Source organism: Maribellus maritimus (assembly GCF_022267315.1).
In the GTDB taxonomy this organism is placed as follows: domain Bacteria; phylum Bacteroidota; class Bacteroidia; order Bacteroidales; family Prolixibacteraceae; genus Draconibacterium; species Draconibacterium maritimum.
In genome coordinates, this window is record NZ_JAIKLE010000090.1 from 1 (window position 1) to 5,471 (window position 5,471).

Genomic DNA, 5,471 nt, shown 5'->3' on the forward strand with positions numbered 1-5,471 from the left:
GGATTCGACAAGTCGAATCTCGTCCCAACCTCAGTTTCGGTCGGACTGGTCAGACTCTCGTCTGACCGCCACGACCTCATACCACCACCGTTATGGGCAAGCAAAAAAAACGACAGTGCATAACCAAACATGATTAATATGAAAATTAAACGACTGGATTACATTTTGATTGGGATTTCAGCGATTGCGGTGATTGGTTTGATATTGTCTTGCCTGAATATGTTTTTACCTGAACATGAATATGGTTCAAAAGGATTCGACCCATTTAGAGAATATTATACCAACAAAGGGATTGTATTGATTTTTATTGCAAGACTAATATTTTGGTTGACCGTTTGTATTTTAGGAATTAACTGGATTAAAAATAAAACGATTAGACTATTATATTTCAATTTCTTACTGTTGTCAATTCTAATAATTGCTTTGCTTCAGTGGTTTGAGTTATGGTACGGTTCTACATTTTATTACGGAGAGGTATGTGATAAGCAAGGACTTGGTGTTCCGATTTTGAGTATAGTTTTACAGATTTATATTTTTCTTCGATTGGGAATTAAAAAAAGGACTTTGTTAATTGGATTAATCACATTGTTAATAATTATGAATTACGGAATTTACAGCTTAGTATGTGAAAACTGGAGATTGTATCATGATTTCTATTTTCCAGGCACGAATATTCCGATTTTGTAAAATTTATTGTATGAAAAAAAACTTATTGATAGCATTCGGACTATTAGACTTAATATCTTTCCTCCAGTCATATAAAATTGGGATTAATATGCTTAATAGTATTGGACAGATTCCGATATTAAGTATTCTTGAAATTCTATTGATAGTTTCATTAATTGCGTCAGGAATATTCTCAATTATGAGGAAAAAAATCTCATTGATTATTTATTATATTCAATTTCCATTAAAGCTCGGATTTGTAATTTTAACATTTGCATTTTTATTCAAACTGTTTGGATTACAGTACAATTCTAACGGATATAGAATATTATTGTGGATTATCGTTTTATTGGAAATAGCTAGATTAATATTTTCGATAATGATTCATAAAAGAGAATTTAGAAATAAATAATGCCAGCCCATAACAATGTATATACAAAATAGGCGATATAGTAGTAAATTCAACGGTTGTAGCCCGCTTCAACTTCTCTACGGTTTGATAGGTTTGAAGCCCGCAATCGCCTACTTTGCATATACTCAACGTTATGGTGTATTTGACTAAAACTAACTGACGTAAATGAAACGAATATTCAATTTGATATTAATTACGCTATTCCCAATCTTGCTCTTAGGATGCAAGTTCAGTTTAGATGTCTATCAGGCAAATGAAGATTATCAAAAGGATGTTATCAATAAATATGATTCACGTTTCATCAATCATTTTCCCAAGAAAATTGAACGGCTTCCATATAGCATTGGGAAAAGGTTACTCGACTCTAAAAACAATCAAGAAAACGCTTTATTCTTTGTCTCAAAATATCCTCAAAAAATAATTGACACTCTCTATCAATACTTTGATTCTTGTGCAGTTCGAAAGTATGTTCCTAGTCAAAAAGATTTATTGATAGTAAACAGATTCACGAATAATGAAAATTGGGGGTTAAAAAGAAAAGCCAAGCTCAGTGAGATAAGGCATTACACAGATGAAGTAGATTATGGGGATAAATTACCTATTCCTAATTTTTACAATGATAGATATATTAACGGGTCGACTGAATGCCACTTATCTCCCGATTTTAAACTTTTTGTAATTGAAGCCAAATCAGGGAAATTTTTTCCAGACAGTTTACTTACTACTGGAAAATACATGCCCAAAGACTGGGAAAATGGATTCTCCAGGGGAATTGGTATTAGTAAAGAAAGTCGCAAAGTTGTGTACTGGTTTTTAAGTTGGTAATTAAATTGATATGAATAAAAAAAAAGAAATAAAAACACACCATAACAATGTGTCATATTGCATACCGGGGCCTCTGGTTCCCGGTCCCCGGTTTTTTACAGTTGTTTTCCCAGTCCTGTCGGACGGAAAACCACATTGAAAACCGGTACGCAACATACACTTACCGTTAGCAGCAAGTGTAAAAATGACATCGCATAGATAAAAACAATACTAAAAATGGACGAAACACCAAACATAAATCGCGACGAAATATTAGACAACGCAAAGATAGAATCTGAACTATCTGACTTGAAGCAACACGCAGACAAGATGATAAGAGGTTTTGAAAATTTCAACAACTTCTCATCAAATCGCGCGGTGTGGGAATTAGTTCAAAATGCTTGCGATTTGACGACAAATTGTGAGGTAATTATAGATTACGTAAATGGATTTTCATTCACTCACAACGGTAAACCGTTTACGACAAAATCATTTATTTCTCTGATAAAGCAAGTAAGCGGAAAATATGGAGAAGAATCTGATATTCCAGAGGTTGGAAAATATGGAACAGGTTTTTTGACAACACATACATTTGGGCGCAAATTTCGTATTAATTCGATTCTTGAAGCAAATAATACTTTTTTTGAAATCAAAGATTTTTTAATTGACAGAAGTCCTAAAGAATGGAAAGCGTTAAGCGAAAACATCAGAACACAAAAAGAAAACGTTTATCAACTTATACGAGATGGCGAAATTCTATCAAATCCTGAAATAAAAACAACTTTCACTTTTTTACCTGAAACCGACCAAGAACGAAGCTATATATCGGAATCAAGTATTGACCTAGAAGATTACATTCCTATTGTTTTAACAATAAACAACCGCCTCAAAACAGTAAAAATCATTTTAAATGATTCCGAAACTTTGTTTGAACGAGTAGAAAAAGTAAAAGTAGAAAATGATAAAGGAATAGAATTGTACAAAACATCCATTTCTAAAAACGGAACAAATAAGGTGCTCTATTCAATCATTGAAAAAGATGACCAAATTGAAGTAATTCTTCCTATAAATGAAAACCTTGAGTTATTTCAATTTTCTGAAAGAGTTGCACGACTATTTTTGTATTATCCTTTAATCGGTTCAGAAAATTTTGGATTAAACTTCATTATTAACTGTAATCAGTTTTTACCAACCGAACCAAGAGATGGAATCCACTTACAAAGCAATAAAGACCAGGTAAAAGAGCAAGAAGAAGCAAATCGAAAAATAATAGAAAAGGCTTCACAACTGATTTTTGACTTTTTAAAAAGTAATGTATTAAACGTTTTAAATCCGCTTTTATATGCTAAAATAAATTTCAAAAGAAATACGGACAATAATTTATTGAACAAGTATTTTGAAACTTTACAAAAAACTTGGATAGAAGAATATAAATTGTTGCCTATCGTTGAAACAGTTGACGGTTTTAAACCCGTTAATGAAGTTTGTTTTTTTGATGGAGAACTTTTAAACAACATAGAATATTTTGATGACATTTATACTTTGGTCTCCACTTTCTACAGTAATATTCCGACAAAAGACAAAGTTATTTTGTGGAGCAAATTTGCAAGTGAATGGACGAACGAAAAGGAAAGTGAAAGAGCTGGATTTATTGGACATAAAGATTTAGTTGAGAAAATATCAAAAGAGCATTTATCAAAGTTTGACAAAGATTGCTTAATCAATTATTACAAAAATCTAGTCATAGAAGAAAAATTAAATTATTTCTCAGAACACACTTTATTACCAAATTTAGACGGAAAATTATGTTTCCTTTCGTTGCTTCTTACTCCTGAAAATCTAAATGAGTCACTAATAGAAATTGGAAAATCATTAATTCCAAATTCTATTGAGCGACTGATTCATAAAGATTTTTGTTTCAATTTTCATTTCGAAAAGTTTAATAGAAAAGATTTTTCCAACAGCGTCAAAACAAAATTAGACGAGATACAGGCTTCTACTTGCATTTATTTTCCGGAAACAGTCAATAAAGAAAATTATAATCTTCAAGTCTTTGAGAAAACTCAAAGACTTGAAGATATTTTCTTTGAAAACCTATTGAAGTATTGCAAGCTTAACAACAATTTAAATTCACAAAGTAAGCCTTCATCTTTAGTAAAAATCATAAGTAAATATTATTCTTTTGACGAAAAATTGATTTTATTATCTAACCTCGAAAACCAAGATGAAAATTTAGACATTCGCTCGTCAAGAAAGATATTGGTTCAAGTTTTCTTCAATTTACTTCAATATCACAATGATAATTGGGTAAAAGAAAACATTGGATTGTTGCTCGAAATTGCAAACTGCAATGAAGACAGCTTTAAAGAAGTTTATTCAACTTCAAAAATTTATCCTAACCAAATAAACCAACTAAAAAGTATTAGTGACCTAAAAAGAGATATTGACATTATTCCAGAAATCAAAGACTTATACAACAAAGTAAAGAAGGACGAAATCAGAAAAGATTTAGTTTACAATGAATTCAATGAATTTGTTGCAGAAGACAGATTTATCAATAGTAAATATCTAACTAATCATATTGAAGATATTTTTTTCAATTCAGACATTCACAACATCAACGAACACCCTTTTAAGGATGATATATTGAAAATTATATCATTGTTGCGAGACAAAAAATATGCTGAACTATTTCCTCGTCTTGACGACAAAAAAGCCAATTTAATGCTGGATGTGGTTACTAATGAAAATACTAAGGACGAAATCTTTTCAATTGTAACACTAAAGGAATCTGAATTAAAAAAACTTGGGAAACTTGTTCAAGAGGACAACTTTTCTGCGATTTTAAACGCTGCAACAATCTTACTTCAACAACAAAGAGAAGCAGAAGCAGACTTTCATCACAAGCACGAAATAGGAACATACATTGAAAGTTTAATTAGGGAGAAGTTATCTAAAGAATTGCAAGTTCGAGTTTCTTTTGGAGACAAAGAAACAGAGACTACAAACATACAAGGCGGACAAGACATAGTTATTTTTCTTGATGAAAACCCAGTTTACTTCATAGAAGTTAAATCAAGGTGGAACTCTCAAAATTCCGTTTCTATGAGTAAATTACAATTACAACGAGCTGTCGAAGAAAACGAACATTATGCTTTGTGTGCGGTGGATATAACACGCTATGTAGGAGAAAACGACAGATACAAACTTTCAACAGACGAAATTTTACCACTTACAAAATTTGTAACAAACATTGGTAAAACAATAAAACCATTGATTGAAGACAACTTAGAAGCTGAAAAACAACAAGACAAGTCAATACACTTAATAGATTACAGAGGTATAATTCCTCAGGACATAATTCAAAGTGGAAATGACTTTGACAGATACATTGATTTGCTTTCAGAGATTATTATTAGAGCGGCAGAAACGGAAAAAGTATGATAAGAAGAATAACACCAGCTGCTAACAAGTGGTATAAGGCATGGCTGAGTTCGTGCGGATTCGACAAGTCGAATCTCGTCCCAACCTCAGTTTCGGTCGGACACTCAGACTCTCGTCTGACCGCCACGACCTCATACCACCACCG

The 5,471-nt window shown here is 31.9% G+C and carries 4 protein-coding genes; all 4 read left to right on the forward strand.

Features of this window, described 5'->3' with window-relative positions; genetic code table 11:
* Positions 1 to 138: 138 nt before the first annotated feature.
* The 4 genes from K5G00_RS28720 to K5G00_RS28735 all read left to right on the forward strand — a co-directional run bounded on the left by K5G00_RS28720 (position 139) and on the right by K5G00_RS28735 (position 5,326).
* Complete coding sequence (locus K5G00_RS28720; protein WP_238769934.1) at positions 139 to 687, forward strand: hypothetical protein; 549 nt, start codon at positions 139 to 141, stop codon at positions 685 to 687.
* Between the two features lie 10 nt (positions 688 to 697).
* On the forward strand, positions 698 to 1,078 hold the full coding sequence (locus tag K5G00_RS28725) for a hypothetical protein (RefSeq protein WP_238769935.1): 381 nt from the start codon (positions 698 to 700) through the stop codon (positions 1,076 to 1,078).
* A 165-nt stretch (positions 1,079 to 1,243) separates the two neighbouring features.
* Entirely contained in the window at positions 1,244 to 1,903 is a 660-nt protein-coding gene (locus K5G00_RS28730; protein WP_238769936.1) for a hypothetical protein, read from the forward strand.
* A 216-nt stretch (positions 1,904 to 2,119) separates the two neighbouring features.
* A complete protein-coding gene (locus K5G00_RS28735) occupies positions 2,120 to 5,326 on the forward strand; it encodes a sacsin N-terminal ATP-binding-like domain-containing protein (RefSeq protein ID WP_238769937.1) in 3,207 nt (1,068 codons plus the stop codon).
* Positions 5,327 to 5,471: the final 145 nt, after the last annotated feature.